Origin of the sequence: Vibrio minamisatsumaniensis, from assembly GCF_050337445.1 — a bacterium.
Taxonomy (GTDB): domain Bacteria; phylum Pseudomonadota; class Gammaproteobacteria; order Enterobacterales; family Vibrionaceae; genus Vibrio; species Vibrio artabrorum.
Genome location: NZ_JAKJSY010000041.1, coordinates 1 through 19341, shown reverse-complemented (window position 1 = coordinate 19341; position 19341 = coordinate 1). Strand labels below are relative to the sequence as shown.

Here is a 19341-nt window from a genome sequence, read left to right as displayed (position 1 = left end):
AATGAGCCAAGAATTTAATATTGCTATTTTAGGTGCGACTGGTGCGGTTGGTAAGACCATTCTTGAAGTACTTAAAGAGCGTAAATTCCCTGTCGGTGAAATGCACTTACTAGCAAGTGAACGTAGTGAAGGCAAAACTTCCCGTTTTAACGGCAAAACAATACAAGTACAAAACGTAGAAGACTTCGACTGGTCTCAAGTACATATTGCATTTTTCTCTGCAGGTAGTGAACTTTCAGAGCGTTGGGCGCCAATCGCTGCGGATGAAGGTGTGGTTGTTATCGATAACACATCACGTTTCCGTTATGAGTACGATGTTCCTCTGGTGGTGCCAGAAGTGAACCCTGAAGCGATAGCTGAATTCCGTAACCGTAACATCATCGCAAACCCTAATTGTTCTACGATTCAGATGGTCGTCGCACTGAAACCTATCCACGATGAAGTGGGTCTTGAGCGTATTAACGTTTCAACTTACCAATCGGTGTCTGGTGCAGGTAAGTCCGGTATCGATGAGCTAGCGGGTCAAACGGCTAAGCTTCTTAACGGTATGCCAGCTGACAAGTCAGCATTTTCACAGCAGATCGCGTTCAACTGTATTCCTCAAATCGATGAATTTACAGAGAACGGCTACACACGTGAAGAGATGAAGATGGTTTGGGAAACTCAAAAAATCTTTGCTGATTCGTCAATTACAGTGAACCCGACTTGTGTTCGTGTTCCAGTGTTTTACGGTCACGCTGAATCTCTACACATTGAAACTCGCGCGCCAATTGCTGCAGAGCAAGTGATTCAGCTTTTAGAGAACACGGAAGGTGTTGAAGTTTTCCAAGCTTTAGATTTCCCCACTCAAGTTCGTGATGCAGGTGGTAAAGACCACGTGATGGTGGGTCGTATTCGTAATGACATCAGCCATCACAGCGGGGTGAATATGTGGGTGGTTGCTGATAACGTTCGTAAAGGCGCAGCGACAAACGCAGTTCAAATCGCTGAAGTTTTGATTCGCGATTACTTCTAAGCTTCGCTGAATAGAGAAATAAGCCTCACTCATTAGTGAGGCTTTTTTAATCGATTAAAAATATCATTCATTAAATTATGTGAAATTGCTGCGAATATTGTCTCTGCAACACATTTTTTGTTTTCATCTCTATAGTTTTACGTCATTTATCCGATATATTTAATAGTTCATCACTTTATCCGAATTTAAGCACCTAGCTGAGCCTTTTATGTTTCAAATTTTTAAGCCATGGTTAATGCCTTTTGCCGTTATCATTGCGACTCAGATTTCCGTTGTTCGTGCAGATTCCATTCGAGTTGTAGGGCCTAATGGCCAGATACAATCAGCGCCTACATTTTCAGAACCTGTTCAAAGAGCATCGCAGTTTAGTGCCTTGAATCGCGTGAGTGAACCTTCTCGTTTCTATGGCCCTACTCGTGGGTCTGAAACTCTATGGTCTATTGCCTCAAAATTACGCCCAGATAACTCTGTTTCGGTTCAACAAACCCTGTTGGCGATTTATCGATTGAACCCTCAAGCGTTTGAAGATCAGAATATTCATAGTTTGCTGCCAGCCAGTCATTTACGAGTGCCTTCTATAGAGCAAATTCGTGCGAGCTCTACACAGCAAGCTATCAATATTATGAATTTGCATCTTGCTAAGCTTGATGCATCTACGACTAAAGCTGCCGTCTCAAAACCTAAATTGACTCAAGTGCCAAGCCAACAAGAGACAAAAGCTCAATTATCAACATTAACTGAATCTACTCCGGATAAAAAATTAAGCACACCTGAAATCGCTAAAAAAACCTTGTCCCCAACTAAAGATATGGACAAGTTAGAGACGCAGTTAGAGCCTTCGAAAGCAGAATTGTTGTCATTGGAAGCGAAAAACCACCAACTCCGTTTAATGTTATCTAACGTTCAGTCTGAGGTTGATGTACTTAAAACCGAGTTGAGTGATGAAGATCGTATTCGTAGCGAAGTTGAAAAGTTACTCGCTGAGGAGCGTAGAAAGAGCGCTGAAATTGAAAAAATGACACCAACAGCGATGGACCAACTGCTATCGAATGGTTGGTTAGTCGCCGCTCTTGCCATTATTCCAGGTCTTTTACTTGGCTTAATCATAGTGATGCTATTGGGTCGCCGTTCTAAACAGGATGATCAACAGCAAATAACGCAAGACCAGCCAATTCAATCGGAGCCCAATCTTGTTGCGCCAATTATTTCAGACGATGAAATAGATGATTTTGATAACGAGCTGTCTCTAGACGAAGAATTGTTCGGTACAGAAGATGAGGCTAACAAGCTATTTGACGATCAAGCGTTAGTTGAAGAAGACGATGTATTTTCTGGTTTGGATGAGTCGGATCTCAACTTCAATCTTGACGGTGAAGATGATGATCCGTTTGCGAGTATTGGTGAAAATGGTGATTTAGATACTACCTTCGATGAGCTGGAGTTAGACAGCAGTAATGGAATCAGTGTCAATGGTGGAGAGAAGGCGCTTGGTCTTGAAGAGATGGAACGTGCACTCGACGAAACCGTTGAGAGTGCACTCGATTCTGATGACGTAGATTTTGACCTTTCTGATGATAAACCGATGTCTGCCGAAGATATCGAATATCTGTTAGCTCAAGAGTCAGCAACGGAGGATTTAGGTTCGAATGAATTAGATCAGTCGTTATTGGATGATTTGTTCGCGCTTGATGACGAAGATGACGACAGCTTTGATATTGATGCGTTGATCTCTGAGGAGCAAAACGATTCTAATCTACCATCGGGCACGCCAGCGACGGATGATTTCGATATTGATGCTCTGATTTCAGAACAACAGGATAGCTCGGCTTCAAGCGATTTAAACACCGATGATTTTGATATTGATGCTCTGATTTCAGAACAACAGGATAGCTCGGCTTCAAGCGATTTAAACACCGAAGATTTCGATATTGATGCTCTGATTTCAGAGCAACAGGATAGCTCAGCTTCAAGCGATTTAAACAACGATGATTTCGATATTGATGCCTTAATCTCTGAACAGCAAGGCTCAGGGCCTGCGGATCCGATTGCGAATGATGATATTGACGATATATTTGCTCAAGTTGCAGCACAGCCTGAACAACCGACCGAAAGCGAGCAAGCTCAAGACAGCATTGAGCTGCTTGATGAGCAATTGGCAGCAAGTGACGTTGACCTAAGTAACTCAACCGTTCTCCTTGACGAAATACTGGAAGACGAACCTGATGAGGATTCTGACGACGAACCTTTAGGCTTTGATGCGCTGTCTGAACTCGAAGAACTGTCAGGTTTATCAACCGATGGTGAACTAAACATCGCTGAAGACAGCACGGAAACGTTGGATGAATTGATCAGTGATTCTGATGATGACTTCGAAATCGCTGCAGAGAGTACCGATTTACTTGATGATTTCCTTGATAATGAATGGTCAGGTGATGAGCTTTCATCGGATGGTGACGACGATCAACAATTGGAGTCTCTCGACCCGTTTGATGACTTATTGACCCGTGGCATTGAGGACGAACTGGAATCAGAGGAACAGACCTTTGATAAAGTGCTAGACGCTGCTTTTGATTTTGACAAAGCCAATGATGATCTTATTAAGGATTCAGGTGTTGAACCCAAACCGGTAAGCACTCAGGCGGCTGACCTTGCTCCCTCAGAAGCCGAGTCAGTACAAGCTAACGAGCGAAGTGAAACATTACAGCCAGAACAACATTCAGCCAGTGATGAACCGTTCGATTCGGAATTTGCGGAAAACAATGTTGCGGTTAAGTCTGAAAATGACGAAATGTTCAATAGTGATGATTTTATTGATGATTTGTTTGGAGTAGCACCTGCAACTGATGCTCTGCTTGATGACTCATTAGAAACCACCGACGAAGCATTGATTGATGAGTTGATGACGTCTGATGACAGCGATTCGATAGACGCTGTTGAAGAGCCAGTTGAAGCAATAATCGACAATGCTTCTGAGCCAGAAATGCCTTCTTTGGATGTTACGGAGGCATTGCCTGAAGAGAGCCTCGCACCTGTTACAGACGATGAATTCGGAATCGATTCACTGCGTTCTGACAATGCTGACTTTAAAGCCCCTGATTTTGACGAGCAGGCTCAGGAAGAAGCCGAGCCGCAAGAGCTTAAGCAGGAACAGCCTGTCGCACAAGGCCGTGATGAAGACTCTTTATCTAGTTTTGGAACCCCAGCCTCACCATCGTCTTTAAATGATCTTTCTGAAGTGGATGAAGAGACGGTTGAAGATTGGCTAGCAGAGCCAGAGCCAGAGCCAGAGCCAGAGCCAGAGCCAGAGCCAGAGCCAGAGCCAGAGCCAGAGCCAGAGCCAGAGCCAGAGCCAGAGCCAGAGCCAGAGCCAGAGCCAGAGCCAGAGCCAGAGCCAGTTCGTGCTGTAAATATGCCAGAGATCATTCCCAACGAGTTCGGCGTTCCTGAAGACGATGATTGGTTGGTGGAAGAAGATACCATTAAAGGCGACGTGTTAGCGAAAGCGGATACTGACGTTGCTCCAGAACCTGTCGTCGCCGCAGTTGATTCTCAAGCAGACACTGCATCACCAGGTAACGCCGAGCCCCAAGCGGAAACACAGTCTGAAGTGACGTCACAAGACAGTGAAGACGAATTCTCTTTTGAAGACTTCGAATTGCCTGAGTTTGATGAAGAAGATGCGTTAGCGGAAGTGCTTAGCGAACCGGATGAAGTACAGTTAGAACAAGACTTAACTGATAGTGCAGAGACCTTTGAGTTTGATGATCTTGAGCTACCTGAATACGACGAAGAGAGTGCAAAAGCGGATTCAGTACTCGACGACATCGAACAAAGCCGTACTGAGCCTGTAGCGGAAGAAGAAGGTGTAGAGTTAGATGAATTTGATTTACCAGAATATGGTGAAGACGAAGCTCTCTCTGACGCGTTTGCCGAGAAGCTGACACCATTAACATCTTTCAGTCCGCAAGGCGAAGAGCAAGATGCGCTGCATGACTTATTTTCAAACCCAAATCGATTCAGTCATATCGATGAGTTTCCGGACTCAGAAGGCTCTGAATTAGCGAGCTCTGTACATTCAGACGAATTACTGAATTCACGTTCAGAACCAAAATCTGAACCAACAAGGGTTCAAGATAGTCCGTTAGAAGGTTTGGATGATTTTGATGAGACAGCACTGGCTGAGTTGCTTGCTGAGGATGTGCAAAGCTCTGTCGACAACATGTTCAATAAACCATTGGATGAGACATCGATCGCTAGTGCGGGGCTCGATATTGATGCGATGCTTGAAGCGGGTGGCGAAGATTGGAAAGGCTTTAATTTAGCGCCAGAACAACAATCAAGCATGCATGTTGATGTCCCTGAGGATCAACAAGATATTTGGGCATCGGTAGAGCAACAAGTTGAGCCTAAAATCAAAGAAGAAAATTGGGCACAGCAAGATAACTTAGCAGAGCCCGGTCACCGTCATGATAAGCAGTACATGACGATTGATGAGCTGATGGCTCAAGTCGAGCAAGAAGGCGAAGGCAGCAATAATCCAGATGACGAAGAGTTAAAGTTGGACGTTGGCCTTAATGAGTTCCCTGATGTTATCGGCGATATTGGTAATTTTGATGTGGATAGCAATGCAGAAGCGGCGGGTAAGCTTGATTTGGCTAAAATCTACATTGAGATGAGTGATTCTCAAGGGGCGATTAAGCTCTTAGAAGAGGCGATAGTAGACGGCAGTGATGATATTCGCCGAGAAGCGAAGAATCTTATTGATGCGTTAAACGGTCGATAAACTCAACGATCCATAAAGGTAATACGGGTTCTCCTTTATTTTAGACTGGTACAAAGAGCTTTTGTTTGATTGGGTTTCTCAAAGGTGTCGTCGAGGGTAGCGGGGATTGTTTGTTGAAGTTTTAGCCCATCCTATTTGGGCTAAAACCTATTTCCGTATATACTTCTCGCCCATTTTCAAAGAGAACAAGAACATGAAAATTGCTTTAGGTATTGAATATAATGGTACCCACTACTTTGGTTGGCAGCGCCAACGAGACGTAAAAAGTGTCCAAGAAGAATTGGAAAAGGCTCTTTCAGTGGTTGCGAATCACCCGGTAGAAGTTATGTGCGCAGGTCGAACCGATGCTGGGGTTCATGGTACAGGGCAAGTCGTTCACTTTGAAACGAATGTGGATCGTAAGATGGTCGCATGGACAATGGGGGCGAATGCCAATATGCCTAAGGATATCGCTGTTCGTTGGGCGACAGAAGTGAATGAAGATTTTCATGCCCGCTTTTCTGCAACGGCTCGTCGCTATCGCTACATTATCTTTAACCACGCTCTGCGTCCTGGTATTTTGAATTCAGGGGTGAGCCATTATCATGGACACCTTGACGAAAAAAAGATGCACGAAGCGGGTCAGCACCTATTAGGTGAGAATGACTTTACATCGTTCAGAGCAACACACTGTCAATCTCGTAGTCCTTGGCGAAACATGATTCATTTAAACGTGACTCGTCATGGGCATTACATTGTTATCGACATTAAAGCGAATGCGTTTGTTCACCACATGGTGAGGAATATTACGGGCAGCTTAATTGCGGTGGGTAAGGGTGAACAGAAACCAGAATGGATTAAATGGCTTTTAGAAGCCAAAGATCGAAAAGTGGCAGGCGCGACGGCAAAGGCGGAAGGCTTGTATTTGGTTGATGTTGATTACCCTGAACATTTTAAGCTACCAAGAGAGCCTATTGGCCCTCTGTTTTTACCGGATAATTTGAACTAAATGTGATAGTTAGGTTCAAAAAGCATGGCGGTTTCGTTAGTAAAGAAGTGATAAAAAATAGGTACAACCAGTTTTTTATCTACAGTTGCCGTTTTATGTGCTTTAATTCGCACGCATAATTCCCAAATTTATTTCTTTCGCAATCAAGCGGAAGAATCGAAACAAAAAGGTCTTCCATGAGTTGGCTTGAAAAGATTTTAGAAAAAAGCAACATCGTAACTTCTCGTAAAGCGTCTATCCCTGAAGGGGTTTGGACTAAATGTACATCTTGTGAGCAGGTGCTTTACCATGCTGAACTAGAGCGTAACCTAGAAGTGTGTCCGAAATGTGACCATCACATGCGCATGAAGGCACGTCGTCGTTTGGATACATTCCTAGACAAAGGCGAGCGTGTTGAACTGGGTGCTGATCTTGAACCAAAAGACAAACTTAAGTTTAAAGACTCAAAGCGCTATAAAGAACGCATTTCAGCTGCGCAGAAAAACAGCGGAGAGACCGATGCACTTGTGGCGATGAAGGGCGAACTGCTTGGTTTGCCAATCGTAGCGTGTGCATTTGAATTCTCGTTTATGGGCGGTTCAATGGGTTCTGTTGTTGGTGCTCGTTTCGTGAGAGCGGTTGATGCGGCTATCGAAAACAACTGTGGCTTGGTTTGTTTCTCTGCAAGTGGCGGTGCACGTATGCAAGAGGCACTTATGTCTCTGATGCAAATGGCAAAAACCAGTGCGGCACTAGAGCGTTTATCATCTAAAGGCTTACCTTTTATCTCAGTCATGACCGACCCAACAATGGGTGGTGTTTCTGCGAGTTTGGCAATGCTTGGTGATATCAATATCGGTGAACCTAAAGCGCTTATCGGCTTTGCTGGACGTCGCGTTATCGAGCAAACTGTGCGTGAAGACCTTCCTGAAGGTTTCCAACGTAGTGAGTTCTTATTAGATCACGGTGCTATCGATATGATTGTTGATCGTCGTGAGATGCGTCAGCGTGTTGCTAGTCTTGTTGCTAAAATGACCAATCAGCCTTCACCGCTAGTCGTTTCTGTGAACGATTCACCGAATGAAGCGACTTATGAAGTACCAGAAGCGCCAGAAAAAGGGTAAAGTACCTTCTAACAAACCTACTTAATCATGGTTATGAGTTAGATGAGTCAACAACCTACTCCTCAAGCCACATCCTCTTTGGAGATGTGGCTTGATTATTTATCAAATATCCACACAAGCGCGATTGACCTTGGTTTAGACCGAGTTCAGGCTGTCGCCTCTAAGGCCAACCTTACCAAACCAGCTCAACATGTTATTACCGTTGCTGGAACCAATGGCAAAGGCTCCACATGTGCTCTGATGGAAGCCATTCTATTGGACGCGGGTTATTCGGTTGGTGTTTATAGTTCTCCTCACTTAATTCGCTATAACGAACGTGTTCGTATTAACGGGCGAGATCTGTCTGATGAAAAGATGGTTCTATCTTTTGATTTCATTGAAAAAGAGCGGGGTGAAATCAGCCTTAGTTTCTTCGAATACGGAACGTTAGCAGCGCTGCGCGCTTTTCAGACTGAAGCTGTCGATATCGTATTATTAGAAGTGGGCCTAGGTGGGCGCTTAGACGCGACCAATATCGTTGAGCATGACGTGTCCGTGATTACTAGCTTAGCAGTCGACCACGTTGATTGGCTGGGTGACGACATTAATGTGATTGGTTTTGAAAAAGCGGGCATTTATCGTAGTGGTAAGCCAGCGATCTGTGGACAGCCTAAACCGCCAGCAACGGTCGCTGCACATGCTGATGATATCAAAGCTGAGTTTTATCAAGTGGGTATTCAATACAGCTATGCTGTTGACGGTGACACTTGGCAATGGCGCAGTGGTGCATTTCAATTAGAATCGTTGCCCATTCCAAGCTTACCATTACCGAATGCAGCAACCGCTTTAATGGCATTAGGTGTTTCAGATCTCAATATTAGTGACGAAAATATCGTTAATGGTATGAAGAACGCACAGTTGCCTGGACGCATGCAGCAAATCTGCGAACAGCCAGTGATTGTACTTGATGTGGCACATAACCCGCATTCCGCTGAATATTTTGCACAGCAAGTAGCGAAAAAGTATGCAGGCAAAAATTTACACGTTGTAGTCGCCATGCTTCACGACAAAGATATCCCAGCGACATTGGAAGTATTAGCGCCAATCGCAACCCATTGGTATCCAGCTTCATTGCAAGGGCCACGCGCAGCGACAGCCGCTGAATTGTGTCAAAGCCTACCAGCAGGCGTAGAGCAGCATTCAAACCCTGTCACAGCGTTTGAAGCGGCTTTAGCTTCTGTTAAAGGTGACGATGTTGTGTTGGTTGTCGGTTCTTTCCATACCGTGGGTGAAGTGTTGGAGCATTGGCAGAGAAAAGGAAACTAAATGGCAAGTAAATTCCAAAGCCGATTAGTCGGCACCATCATTTTAGTCGCCATTGGCGTGATTGTATTGCCTGATGTGCTCGATGGTAAGAAGCTCCACTATAAAGAAGAGTTTGCAAGCATTCCGATTAAGCCTGAGCTTGAGAGTAATGTTGAAGTGTTTGAAGTCCTCGATCCCGTTGAAGATCAGATTGCGTTACCCGATGCCCCGGTTGAGCAAGTGATTGACGGTGGCGGCGCTGATCATTCAAATACGCAAAGCATGTCAGCTTCAAGTAAGAAAGAGGCAGACAGAGTCGCTGTTGTGGTTAAGCCGGTGCCTGAAAAAAACGAATACCAAGACAGCGCTTGGATTATTCAATTGATGGCTTTGAAGAATGCTGATAACGCAAAAAACGTTGTTAAGGATCTACAAAAGCGCGGTTACCAAGCTCACACCAAACAAGAAAAAACTTTTACGCGGGTAATTATTGGGCCTGATGTCTCTAAATCCAAACTTGAGCGACAAGTTAAGGAATTAGAAAAAATCACGGGCTCAAAAGGCCAATTGCTCAAATTTAAACCGTTAAACCCATAAGAAAACGTTTGCGTCAGCATTTTTTCTGTTAAAATGCGCGCCAACTTAAGATGAAGAATTCATGAATTGGTTAGATTTTATCATTTTAGGCGTGATCGGCTTCTCTGCCGTGATCAGTTTAGTTCGTGGTTTCGCTAAAGAAGCGTTGTCACTCGTTATTTGGTTTGGAGCATTTTTTATTGCTAGCCAGTACTACGCGAAATTAGCCATGTACTTTACCAATATCGATGACGAGATGTTTCGAAATGGAACTGCGATAGCAGCATTGTTTGTTGCAACATTAGTTGTTGGTGCCTTAATTAATTATGTCATCGGTCAGCTAGTTCAGAAAACAGGCTTGTCGGGTACAGACAGAATATTGGGTGTCGTCTTTGGCGGCTTACGTGGTGTTTTGATTGTGTCCGCAGTGTTGTTTTTCATGGATGCGTTTACTGCATTCCCAAGTTCTGAATGGTGGAAGAATTCGCAATTGGTGCCGGAATTTAGCCGAATCATTGCGCCGTTCTTCGAGCATTTACAAGCAACATCTAGTTTCTTATCTGGCGCGATTTAGCGCCAGTTAATGTCGAAAATCGAGGATTAGGACATGTGTGGTATTGTTGGAATCGTGGGTTCAACACCTGTAAACCAGTCTATTTATGACGCTTTGACGGTATTGCAGCATCGTGGCCAAGATGCCGCGGGTATTTGTACCATAGAAAGCAATCGTTTCCGTCTGCGCAAGGCGAACGGTTTAGTAAAAGATGTTTTTGAAGCAAAACACATGCAGCGCCTACAAGGTGAAGTGGGGATTGGCCATGTTCGTTACCCTACCGCGGGTAGTTCAAGTGCTTCTGAAGCTCAGCCTTTCTATGTAAACTCTCCTTTTGGCATTACGTTGGCACACAACGGTAACCTGACGAACGCAAACGAAGTTCGTGAGAAGTTGTTCGAAAAAGACCGTCGTCATGTAAACACCACCTCTGATTCTGAAGTTCTGCTGAACGTATTAGCTCACGAGATCGATACCGTTAAAGGTAATGTGACTTCAGAAGACGTTTTTCGTGCAGTTGCTAACGTGCACCGCACTATTCGTGGTGCTTACGCCGTAACGGCAATGATCATCGGCCACGGTATGATTGCATTCCGTGACCCGCATGGTATCCGTCCATTGTGTCTTGGTAAGCGCGAAGTTAACGGTAAAATAGAGTATATGGTTGCGTCTGAATCGGTAGCACTCGATGCTGTTGGTTTCGACTTCATGCGTGACGTAGCACCCGGTGAAGCTATCTATGCAACGTTCGACGGTGAGCTTTTCACTAAGCAATGCGCAGATAACCCACAACTTAACCCGTGCATCTTTGAGTTTGTTTATTTCGCTCGTCCGGACTCGTTCATCGACAAAATCTCAGTTTACAGTGCTCGCGTAGAGATGGGTGAAATGCTTGGTAAGCGTATTAAAGAAGAATACGCAGACTTAGATATTGATGTGGTTATTCCGGTTCCTGAGACGTCGAACGATATTGCATTGCGTATTGCTCAAGCGATCAATAAGCCATACCGTCAAGGTTTTGTGAAAAACCGCTATGTAGGTCGCACGTTCATCATGCCAGGTCAACAACAGCGTAAGAAGTCGGTTCGTCGTAAACTTAATGCGATCCGTTCTGAGTTTAAAGGCAAGAACGTACTGTTGGTGGATGACTCGATTGTTCGTGGCACCACATCTGAGCAGATCATTGAAATGGCTCGTGACTCTGGCGCAAACAAAGTTTTCATGGTTTCAGCCGCACCAGAGGTTCGTTTCCCGAATGTTTACGGTATCGATATGCCGAGCGCGACAGAGCTGATTGCTCATGGCCGTGACAATGAAACGATTTGTAAACAGATTGGCGCCGATGCTTTGATCTTCCAAACGCTGCCAGATTTAATCTCTGCGGTCGGTATGGGTAATCAAGATATTTCTCGATTTGATACATCGGTATTTAATGGTGAGTATGTAACGGGTGATATCGATCAGGCATACTTAGATTTCCTTGATTCTTTACGCAATGATGATTCAAAGGTTCTGCGTGAGATCCAACAAGACTTAGCGAACCTAGAGTTACATAACGAAGGCGCTTAGCGAGCAATAAATCATTCTCGTCAACAATAAAGCATCATTGTTAGCGTACTCATAAAAATGAGTAATAAAAAACCAGAGCATTGGCTCTGGTTTTTTGTTGGCAGAAAAAAGAGCCGACGTTAATGAATGTGGTATGCGATCACAAAATCAATGAACAGTCTCACTTTTTCTGGCAGGTGGTCTTTGTGGTTATAGAGCATGTAAATATCGCGAGGGTTAGCGCTCCAGTCTTCTAAGACTTGCACTAAACTGCCATCTTCAATGTATTCACGGATCATCACATCAGGCATTAGGGTGATACCTAGGCCTTCAGTACACGCTTGCCTCACAACATTAAGTGCATTGGCGTTGAAACGACCTTTTTCGCTATTAATCACTGTCTCTTCATTCGAGTTACTCAACTGCCACTTAATCAGTGGATAGCCTTTAAGTAGAGAATGGTTAGCCAACTCTTCTGCATGATTTGGCGCAGGGTTCTTAGCTAAGTAGTCAGGACTGGCGATAAGAATATCTTTTACCTCACTGATCTTTCTTGCAATGAGGCTTGAGTCACGTTGTGGGCCGACTCTGAAGATAACGTCCCACTCAGTTGGATCAAGCTGATCGGCTTGGTTGTTCATCATTAACTCGATATTAATGTCAGGGTATTGAGTCATGAATTCACTGAACATCGGCATCATCATGCGTTTGGTCAGGTTAGAAGGGGCCGTAATACGAATCTTACCGGATGCTCCTTTGCACATATCAGTAAGTTCTTCTGCAGTAGAAGACAAACGTTGCAATAGCGGAGAGCATTCATTAAAAAAACGTTCGCCAGCCTCCGTTAAAGAGAGTTTGCGCGCGTGTCTATTGAGAAGCCTCAGGTTTAGAGAGTCTTCTAAGGCTTGTATGCGTCGTGTAATGGTCGCAACCGGAATCATAGTTTTGCGCGATGTTGCGGTATAGCTTCCATTCTCAACGACGAGTCTAAAGAGGTTTAAATCATCTAATTTCATAAATCCAGACACATTTGTTTACAATCTCACCTAATTTATACGCAACATTGAAATCAATGTTTGCGTCACGTCAACTTGTTGCACTATATACAAGTATTCCAACGCTTGTCACGAATTTCCAGTAAACAGAGCAAATTTGTGTATTTAGTATTTTGTTACTACGTTTTATATTAATGCTTAAAACAGATAACAATAATAATTCGACTTAGTTTTGTGAGGTTCGAGATTATGTACAAAACTTACAGTCAGCCTGTCATGACCTCGGCTCAAGAGATAACCGACCAAAAATGTGTGATGTTGGTTGATGATGACCCTATTTTTCGTCGTATAACGAGCGCGTATTTAGATGTGACGGGGTACAAAGTGGTTGAGGCTGAGAATGGGCTGGACGCTTTACAGAAGCTTAGGGGGTCAGCACCTGATTTGATTGTGTGTGACTTATCAATGCCAATTTTAGATGGTATTGAACTCGTCGAGGAGCTTAGCTTAGAGTATCCATCATTACCTATGATTGTGGTGTCAGCAACCGATGATATGTCGTCTGTTGCTAAAGCATTGCGATTTGGTATTAAAGACTTTCTAGCTAAACCGTTGGAGGATCATGCACATCTAGGGAGTGCGATAGCGAATACATTAGCAGACTCGTTTGATAATATTTCAGACCAGCGAGATTTTTCAAGCCAATGGTTTTGTGTTGATGGCGGTGGAGAGATTCCAGAAGACCAAGAATTGCATTGGCATCTGAATTACTTGCAAGATAACCCGAGTGCAGCAAAAGACTTGCTCCATGCTCTGCTTCCGGAAAAAGACACACGACAAGGAGCATGGCGCTGTAGCTATCGATTGCTGCAATCAACAGAGATGATGCCACTTGTGTTTGATTACGCATGGATGATGAACGGGCAGTTTGCTTTTTACCTCGTCGATTCGTCGTCGTCTGATCATGGCGGCTCGGCGACAACACTGTTGGTGAGAGCGCTGTTCCACGATTACATCAGAAACAGAAAAGATTTTAATATTGATCTCAAAGATATTGCTGAGATCTTAGAGAAGGGCATTCGTTGCTCTAAATGTTCCACCCCAGTAAATGCTTTGTTTGGTGTTGCGGACCTTGCCGAGGGAACCATTTCCATTTTGCCTGCGGGTTTAGATGGGCAATGGTCGAATGGTGAATTTAATCAACATATTGCAGCAGGTGAGCGCTTGGGCGAGAACTGCAAAAAGAACTTTATTACCCGCGACCTTCCGATTGAACAGGGCTGCCAACTTTCATTGAGCCTACTCGGCGCGGCAAGTTTTAGTTTAGACATTCACCAAGGGTCTATTGATTAACTCTATATTTCCTCTGTTTGGGTGAATAATCGATTAAGGTATGGCTGTGCAGTGGGTGCAGCTATGCCTTTTTTGTGGCATATCGAGACAAGCTTTGTTTGTTAGTCGCTTACTTTTCCTAACAAAAACAAGAAGTCATCATGAGAGATAATCAAGATTTTCACGGCCTGTTTCATGTATTCTATTTCCAAGGCTTATTAGCCGTGTTTTGGTACCAGTAACACTCACGTTGATTCAGGTCATCAAAGATGACGCCACATTCTAGTCAGCTATTTTTGACTGCCTATTATTAACTCAAGGAGACCACAATTAGCATTCGAGTTTTAAGTCTGAATATTGTTGGTGGTCTTTGCGTACTCCTCGCCGTTCTGGGGATGGTATTACCTGTTCTGCCTACGACGCCTTTTCTCCTTCTTGCCAGTGCATGCTTTATGCGAAGCAATCCGAAAGTCCACAAGTGGATGCATGAGCACAAAACGCTGGGACCTTTGCTGAATAATTGGTATCAATATGGTGCCGTCACCAAACAGGTTAAAACACGTGGCGTACTCTTTATCTTGTTGAGTTTTGCGTTATCTATCTACTTTACCCCTATCATTTGGGTGAAAGCTTTCCTAATTTGCGTACTTGTTATTCTTCTCACATGGTTTATGCGACTTCCAACCCATGAGTTGGTTGCTGACAGCAAAGAAAATCACTACCATTAAGCCAGTGTGCCTGCTTGTATAGCGGGCGTTTATTATTTCAGCAGTCAGAGTTATGACTCTCATTGCAATGAATACCAATCGTACCTTTCCTTAATTCCGAACGTTGATGTTTAATTCGTTAACGAGAGTTGGGAAAGCAGCCTAATGAAGTGCATAAGATTATGAACACAGAAAAAATCTCTCTGATCAAAGCAAGCATCAAAAGCATTCCTGATTACCCTAAAGCGGGTATTTTGTTCCGCGACGTAACAAGCTTGATGGAAGACCCAGCAGCTTATAAGGCGACTATCGACCTGCTAGCGGAAACATACAAGGACATGGGCTTTACTAAGATCGTGGGTACTGAAGCTCGTGGTTTCCTATTTGGTGCGCCTCTTGCACTTGAGCTAGGTGTTGGCTTCATCCCTGTTCGTAAGCCGGGCAAACTGCCTCGTCAAACTGTGGCACAATCTTATGAGCTTGAGTACGGCACTGATACACTAGAAATCCATACCGATGCTATCGTTGAAGGCGATAAAGTGCTTATGGTTGATGATTTGCTAGCAACGGGCGGTACGATTGAAGCAACAACAAAGTTGATTCGTCAGCTTGGTGGTGTGGTAGAACACGCTGCATTTGTTATTAACCTTCCAGAAATCGGTGGTGACAAGCGCTTACAAGGCTTAGGTCTAGAAGTGTTTAGCATCTGCGAATTCGACGGTCACTAATCCTTTTCGGAATTATTCATGAGCTATCTTGCGTTAGCGCGAAAATGGCGACCAACCAAATTCAAAGAAGTGGTTGGTCAAGCCCATGTTTTAACAGCATTAGAGAATGCCCTTAGCCAGAATAGGTTGCACCACGCATACCTGTTCAGCGGTACACGAGGTGTTGGTAAAACAACCATCGGCCGTTTGTTTGCTAAGGGACTCAACTGTGAAACAGGCATTACCTCAACCCCTTGTGGTGAATGTGTAACCTGTAAAGAGATCGATGAAGGTCGCTTTGTTGACCTACTTGAGATTGATGCGGCATCACGTACAAAGGTAGAAGATACCCGCGAGCTTCTGGATAATGTTCAGTACAAACCGGCACGCGGTCGCTTCAAGGTTTACCTAATCGATGAAGTACACATGCTGTCTAGGCACAGCTTTAACGCGCTTCTAAAGACCTTAGAAGAGCCGCCTGAGTATGTGAAATTCTTGCTCGCAACAACGGATCCACAGAAGCTTCCAGTGACTATCTTGTCGCGTTGTTTGCAGTTCCACCTTAAGCCGATCAGCGTTGATAATATTCACGAGCAGCTCGATCATATTCTTGAACAAGAGAGTGTGATGTCTGAGTCTCGTGCGCTTGGAATGATTGCTCATGCTGCTGATGGCAGTATGCGAGATGCATTAAGCCTTACTGACCAAGCTATCGCATTGGGTAACGGCAATGTTGTAACAGATACTGTTGCTCACATGCTCGGAACACTGGATACCGACCAAGCTATCCATTTGCTTGAAGCGATTAGCAGTAAGCAGTCACAGCAAGCGATGGCGTGTATCCAAAGCCTTGCTGAGAACGGTGTTGAGTGGGATGGTTTACTGAATCAACTTGCGACTCAACTGCATCGTCTTGCGATGTTCCAAGCTCTGCCGTCTACCTTAGACAAAGCTCAGCCTGACGCAGAGAAGCTTGAACTGCTGAGCAAAGCGCTTAGCCCACAAGACATTCAACTCTACTACCAGATTGTGTTGAAAGGTCGTGAAGACTTGCCATTATCGCCAACCGCTCGCGTTGGTATTGAGATGGTAGTTTTACGCATGTTGGCGTTTAGACCGGCTGAACAAGCGGTTGCTACGGTAATCTCGACTCAGTCGACAAGCCCAGTGCTAGCTCCTGCAGCTCAGAACCAGGTTCAGAGCGTTGCTCAACCTGTGAGCCAACCTGCGGTAGTGGCAGCTCCGAGACAGCCACAGGTGCAACAACAGGCGTCTCAACAGCAGCCTATTCAGCAACCCGTACAACAGGCTCCGCAGCAGAATCCAGCACAGTATTCAGATTCGCAAGGTTACGCTGATCACTCGGGCAACCAAGGTTATCCAGAACAGGATTATCCGCATAGCCAGTATGATGCACCACCGGCTTATGATGAGTGTCCAAGCTACGGTGCAGAACAGCCTCAGCCGCAACAAACGAATTATCAGAACCAGGGGCCGGTTCAACAGCCAAGCGCTGCACCTTCTGCTCCGCAAGAGCAACCAGCGCGTGCCACTTCGCCTGTGAGTGGTTTACGCCACCAATTGCGTTCTCAACGTAGAGGCAGTTCGGCAACAGAAAACAAAGGCTCGGCGCCAAAAAAGGCTAAAGCGACACCAGCTAAAAATTCAGTTCTTGATCGAGTTGCTCAGCAACGCGGTGGTTCTGGGCGGGTGTCGCCAGCTTCTTTATCTGCCTCTTCGACAGAGAATGTGACCAACGAAAATGAACCTTATCGCTGGAAACCGTCTAAACCTGTAGTGAAAGAGGTGAGCAAAGAGCTGACACCTACTCAGATCAAGCGTGCGTTAGAGCATATTAAGACACCAGAAATGGTCGATAAATTACTGCAAGAGTCGATTGCTCAAGATGAATGGTCCGCCACGATTCAAAAGCTAGACACAGCCAAGCTTGTTGAACAGTTAGCTTTGAACTCAGTGTTTGCTAAAAACGACACATCAATCACTTTAACGTTAAGAGCGAGCCAAGCTCACTTGAATACGGATCGTGCACAGAGTGAGCTATTGCAGTCTCTCAATACTGTGCTTGGAGAAGAGTGTCATTTGAGTGTTGAAATCGGTGATGGTGGAGAAACGCCGCTAGAATTACGAGAACGATTGTATCAAGGTAAGTTGAAAGATGCGTTTACCGCTTTAGAAAACGATGCCAACGTACAGTTCATTGAAAGACGTTTTGCCGCTGAACTCGACAGAGACAGTGTTCGTCCTATCTAGAACGTTTTCTCGTTTCGTGACCGACGTATCATCCCAGATAAGCAAATCTGAGAACTGAACATCGAGGGGTTGAATCACACGGTTTTAACCCCCATTTAAGCTCGTATAGCTTAATTAATTTTAATAAACCAATTAGACCAGAGAGTATTAACATGTTTGGTAAAGGCGGTATGGGCAACATGATGAAGCAAGCCCAGCAAATGCAAGAGCGCATGCAAAAGCTTCAAGAAGAAATCGCGAATATGGAAGTTACAGGTGAGTCAGGTGCTGGCCTTGTAAAAGTAACGATCACTGGTAGCCACAGCGTTCGCCGTGTTGATATCGATGAAAGCCTAATGGAAGACGATAAAGAGATGCTTGAAGATCTTATCGCTGCTGCTTTCAACGATGCGGCTCGTCGCATTGAAGAGACTCAAAAAGAGAAAATGGCTAGCGTAACTGGCGGAATGCAACTTCCACCAGGTATGAAGATGCCTTTCTAAGTAACTTATTTTTAAAGGTTAATTCAGGTAGTGGTTTGTGTTGAACAAGCTATTACTTGAACATTAGAACGGTTAACTATGCGTACCAGTCATATGCTGGAGCATTTGATGGAGGCCTTACGTTGTCTGCCTGGGGTTGGCCCCAAGTCGGCGCAGCGTATGGCCTTTCATTTGTTACAGCGCGATAGAAAAGGCGGCCTGCAGTTGGCTGAAGCTCTTAGCCAAGCAATGACCGAAATTGGTCACTGTAATGAGTGCCGTACTTTTACTGAAGAAGATACTTGCCACATTTGTACTAATCCTAAACGTCAGGAAAATGGTCAAATCTGTGTCGTAGAGAGTCCCGCCGACATTGCAGCAATTGAAGCAACTGGCCAGTATTCGGGTCGTTACTTTGTGTTGATGGGACACCTTTCTCCACTTGATGGAATCGGTCCAAGTGATATCGGTCTCGATGTTTTGGATTACCGTTTACGTCGTGGTGATATCACAGAGGTTATTTTAGCGACCAACCCAACGGTTGAAGGTGAAGCAACAGCGCACTACATTGCTGAGCTATGTAATGCCCATGAAGTGAACGCTAGCCGTATCGCGCATGGCGTTCCTGTTGGTGGTGAGCTAGAGCTGGTGGATGGCACCACGCTTTCGCACTCCTTACTCGGTCGCCATAAGATCTAAAAAAGCCGCTTGGTGAGTCATCACTATGAAGTGACCCCATAAAGTTGGACATTTCTGTTAAGCGGCTTTCAAGGCCTGAGTTCGATATTCTATCGGAGTCAGGCCTTTTAGTTTCACTTTTATACGTTTGGTATTGTAGTACTCGATGTATTCTTTAATTTTCTCTATCAGTGCATCTGCATCTTCAAAGCTTTGGTTGTGATACATCTCTGTTTTGAGTAAAGCAAAAAAGTTTTCAGCAACCGCATTATCCAAGCAGTTACCTTTTCTCGACATACTTTGTGTTAACCCACTCTCCGCTACCTTTTTTTGATACTGT

The 19341-nt window shown here is 44.7% G+C and carries 16 protein-coding genes; 14 read left to right on the top strand and 2 right to left on the bottom strand.

Annotated features, from left to right (window positions below; translation table 11 throughout):
- Nucleotide 1 precedes the first annotated feature (1 nt).
- From L4B77_RS10775 to purF, 8 genes are all read left to right on the top strand, one after another.
- Entirely contained in the window at nt 2-1015 is a 1014-nt protein-coding gene (locus L4B77_RS10775) for an aspartate-semialdehyde dehydrogenase (RefSeq protein WP_429750365.1), read from the top strand.
- Nucleotides 1016-1223: 208 nt separating this feature from the next.
- A complete protein-coding gene (locus tag L4B77_RS10770) occupies nt 1224-5798 on the top strand; it encodes a FimV/HubP family polar landmark protein (RefSeq protein ID WP_429750363.1) in 4575 nt (1524 codons plus the stop codon).
- Between the two features lie 193 nt (nt 5799-5991).
- A complete protein-coding gene (truA, locus tag L4B77_RS10765; RefSeq protein WP_372041369.1) occupies nt 5992-6786 on the top strand; it encodes a tRNA pseudouridine(38-40) synthase TruA in 795 nt (264 codons plus the stop codon).
- Nucleotides 6787-6962: 176 nt separating this feature from the next.
- Nucleotides 6963-7889, top strand: coding sequence for an acetyl-CoA carboxylase, carboxyltransferase subunit beta (accD, locus tag L4B77_RS10760; RefSeq protein ID WP_261837753.1), 927 nt, complete (start codon nt 6963-6965; stop codon nt 7887-7889).
- A gap of 42 nt (nt 7890-7931) precedes the next feature.
- A complete protein-coding gene (gene folC / locus L4B77_RS10755; RefSeq protein ID WP_372041371.1) occupies nt 7932-9194 on the top strand; it encodes a bifunctional tetrahydrofolate synthase/dihydrofolate synthase in 1263 nt (420 codons plus the stop codon).
- Complete coding sequence (locus tag L4B77_RS10750) at nt 9195-9770, top strand: SPOR domain-containing protein (protein ID WP_261837751.1); 576 nt, start codon at nt 9195-9197, stop codon at nt 9768-9770.
- A 61-nt stretch (nt 9771-9831) separates the two neighbouring features.
- Nucleotides 9832-10323, top strand: coding sequence for a CvpA family protein (locus tag L4B77_RS10745; RefSeq protein ID WP_372041373.1), 492 nt, complete (start codon nt 9832-9834; stop codon nt 10321-10323).
- A gap of 33 nt (nt 10324-10356) precedes the next feature.
- Nucleotides 10357-11871 (top strand): amidophosphoribosyltransferase, encoded by a 1515-nt coding sequence (purF, locus tag L4B77_RS10740; RefSeq protein WP_429750359.1) that lies wholly within the window; start codon nt 10357-10359, stop codon nt 11869-11871.
- A 119-nt stretch (nt 11872-11990) separates the two neighbouring features.
- Here purF and L4B77_RS10735 read toward each other — a convergent pair whose 3' ends face one another.
- The gene (locus L4B77_RS10735) at nt 11991-12866 is read right to left on the bottom strand and encodes a LysR family transcriptional regulator (RefSeq protein ID WP_261837748.1); all 876 of its coding nucleotides are present in this window, start codon (nt 12864-12866) and stop codon (nt 11991-11993) included.
- Between the two features lie 228 nt (nt 12867-13094).
- On the opposite strand from L4B77_RS10735, the gene L4B77_RS10730 reads away from it, so the two are divergent.
- The 6 genes from L4B77_RS10730 to recR all read left to right on the top strand — a co-directional run bounded on the left by L4B77_RS10730 (nt 13095) and on the right by recR (nt 19022).
- Nucleotides 13095-14198: a response regulator gene (locus L4B77_RS10730; RefSeq protein ID WP_429750356.1), complete on the top strand. Its 1104-nt coding sequence runs from the start codon at nt 13095-13097 to the stop codon at nt 14196-14198.
- Nucleotides 14199-14533: 335 nt separating this feature from the next.
- Complete coding sequence (locus L4B77_RS10725) at nt 14534-14905, top strand: YbaN family protein (protein WP_429750393.1); 372 nt, start codon at nt 14534-14536, stop codon at nt 14903-14905.
- Nucleotides 14906-15066: 161 nt separating this feature from the next.
- Nucleotides 15067-15612 carry an adenine phosphoribosyltransferase gene (apt, locus tag L4B77_RS10720; protein WP_017101994.1) on the top strand — a complete coding sequence of 182 codons (546 nt, stop codon included), beginning with the start codon at nt 15067-15069 and terminating at the stop codon, nt 15610-15612.
- Nucleotides 15613-15630: 18 nt separating this feature from the next.
- The gene (dnaX, locus tag L4B77_RS10715; RefSeq protein ID WP_429750353.1) at nt 15631-17862 is read left to right on the top strand and encodes a DNA polymerase III subunit gamma/tau; all 2232 of its coding nucleotides are present in this window, start codon (nt 15631-15633) and stop codon (nt 17860-17862) included.
- A gap of 152 nt (nt 17863-18014) precedes the next feature.
- Nucleotides 18015-18344: a YbaB/EbfC family nucleoid-associated protein gene (locus L4B77_RS10710; protein ID WP_261837744.1), complete on the top strand. Its 330-nt coding sequence runs from the start codon at nt 18015-18017 to the stop codon at nt 18342-18344.
- A gap of 78 nt (nt 18345-18422) precedes the next feature.
- Nucleotides 18423-19022 carry a recombination mediator RecR gene (recR, locus tag L4B77_RS10705; RefSeq protein ID WP_017079504.1) on the top strand — a complete coding sequence of 200 codons (600 nt, stop codon included), beginning with the start codon at nt 18423-18425 and terminating at the stop codon, nt 19020-19022.
- A gap of 57 nt (nt 19023-19079) precedes the next feature.
- Here recR and L4B77_RS10700 read toward each other — a convergent pair.
- Nucleotides 19080-19341 (bottom strand): IS3 family transposase (locus L4B77_RS10700; RefSeq protein ID WP_429750350.1); only part of this gene is annotated, 262 nt, incomplete at its 5' end.